Genomic DNA, 1,865 nt, shown 5'->3' with positions numbered 1-1,865 from the left:
ATCATATTTATGATGTTTATATGAAATTAATGCATATTTATGAAATATATTCATATATTAAGAAATTTTAAATAGAATTATCATATTTTGGATTATGAAAATAATACTGTCTGTTGATTCAGAGGATAAAATAGCAATGTCCATAACAGCAGCCGAGCATCTTTCAGAAATGCCAGAAACAGAGCTTGTTGAGGTTGTTTATCTCAATGGTGGAATAGCTGCAGTGGTGGAAAAAAACAGAATAAAACCAATGCTTGAAAATAAAAAGGTGCAGGTTGTTGCATGCGGAACCTCAATGCAAGCAAGAAATATCCAAAAGGATGAACTTGCGGATGGCGTGGTATATGTTCCCGCAAGTTTGAAGGAAATAATAAAAAGAAAACAGGAAGGTTACATGTACCTTGTTTTATAAAAATTAAAAATTAATTTTCTGATACACTTTTATTTTCCTTTGTTTCCTCAATATTTTTTATATTATGGTCATCGGTAATTTCTGTACCCAGTGTTTCAGGACTTAAATACATGCCCACGCCAACAATAACCGCGCCTATCATTAATAGCATGGCAGTTGAAAACCATATGTTTGTTGGTGTGTCTATGGATTTAAAAAGGTAATCGTGCATTAATGGAACATATATTGAGAACCATCCACCTATAAAAATTCCGGATGAATATCCAAAACCTACGCCAGATGATCTCATATTTGTTTGAAATCTCTCAGATAGGTATACAGGGATTATCCCCCATGGCGCCTGTGTTATAAAACCAATGACTAGTACAGATATTACAGTAAGTGGGACATTTCCTGTTTTGGCCCCATAGAATGCGCCATAAAACATTGGCACAGTCACAATTAATGTAAGAACTGCCCATATTAAAGTTAACTTTCTTCTTCCAATCTTCTGTGACACATATCCAAAGAATAATGCACCTGCAAAGGCTGTGCCAAGTGAATATGTATATATTGTATCTGCCTCCCCGTATGTGAAAACACTTGGTGCATGTTCAAGTATTGTGGGAACAAATGCGAATAATGAATATGCAAAGAAGAACATTCCAGTCATGTATATCATTACCTGGAAGAAATCTTTTCTGTGCTCCTTTCTAAACAGATCTGTAAATGGCTGTTTTTTAATTTTATTTTCCTTTTTGAGCTTATTAAATGCAGGAGTATCACTCATTGTTAATCTCACAACAAGGGCAATGACCACCGGAATTAAGGTTGTCAGGAACAGGTATCTCCATGCATATGCCTTTATGGCTGCAATACCAAAATATCCTGTGAAAATAGCCACTATTGCTGCTGCCAGAAGGGCGCCAAAGGAAAATCCACCCTGAACAAGACCGCTAATTATGCCCCTGAATTTATAAGGTGTCCATTCCATTACAAATGGATGGCCGGCAGCGTATTCACCACCTGCAAATGTGCCAACGAAGATCCTTATTATGACAAAAAGGACAAATGATAGTATACCCACACTGGCATAGGTTGGCAGTGCAGATGTAAGTGTGCTGAATAATCCTAGGCCCAGTATGGTTATAATAAGATCCTTTTTCCTTCCTATTTTATCACCAAAATGACCAAAAATGGCCGATCCAAAGGGCCTAAATATAATTGTGAGAGAATATGACAGTATAATTGTGAATGCCCCAAGAAGTGCTGTGGTTGGCGGTAGCAGGACAACGGCGAGAACGGGTGCTGTTGATAAAATCATTGTTAGGTCAAATGCATCCAGCAAAAAACCAAAAAACTGTGATGTTGTGGCCTTTGCTGAATTTTTGCCAAATTTCTCAACCTTTGTATTATAATTACTATTCTCCATAATAAATGCAATGTTTTATTATTTAAAAATTTATCCCACTTA

General features: G+C 36.4%; 2 protein-coding genes. One reads left to right on the top strand and one right to left on the bottom strand.

Annotated features, from left to right (window positions below; translation table 11 throughout):
- Window positions 1-94: 94 nt before the first annotated feature.
- On the top strand, window positions 95-412 hold the full coding sequence (locus AOG55_RS02440; protein ID WP_048102019.1) for a DsrE family protein: 318 nt from the start codon (window positions 95-97) through the stop codon (window positions 410-412).
- A 10-nt stretch (window positions 413-422) separates the two neighbouring features.
- Here AOG55_RS02440 and AOG55_RS02435 read toward each other — a convergent pair whose 3' ends face one another.
- Window positions 423-1,823 (bottom strand): MFS transporter, encoded by a 1,401-nt coding sequence (locus AOG55_RS02435; protein WP_048102020.1) that lies wholly within the window; start codon window positions 1,821-1,823, stop codon window positions 423-425.
- Window positions 1,824-1,865 lie beyond the last annotated feature (42 nt).

Origin of the sequence: Acidiplasma cupricumulans (genome assembly GCF_001402935.1) — an archaeon.
In the GTDB taxonomy this organism is placed as follows: Archaea; Thermoplasmatota; Thermoplasmata; order Thermoplasmatales; family Thermoplasmataceae; genus Acidiplasma; species Acidiplasma aeolicum.
The sequence above is the reverse complement of the archived record's forward strand: the minus strand, read 5'-3'. Positions and strand labels throughout refer to the sequence as shown.

What these genes read in the sequence shown, in the direction of transcription:
- AOG55_RS02440 (WP_048102019.1), top strand. Translation starts at nt 95, where the DNA reads ATGAAAATAATACTGTCTGTTGATTCAGAGGATAAAATAGCAATGTCC.
- AOG55_RS02435 (WP_048102020.1), bottom strand. Translation starts at nt 1,823, where the DNA reads ATGGAGAATAGTAATTATAATACAAAGGTTGAGAAATTTGGCAAAAAT.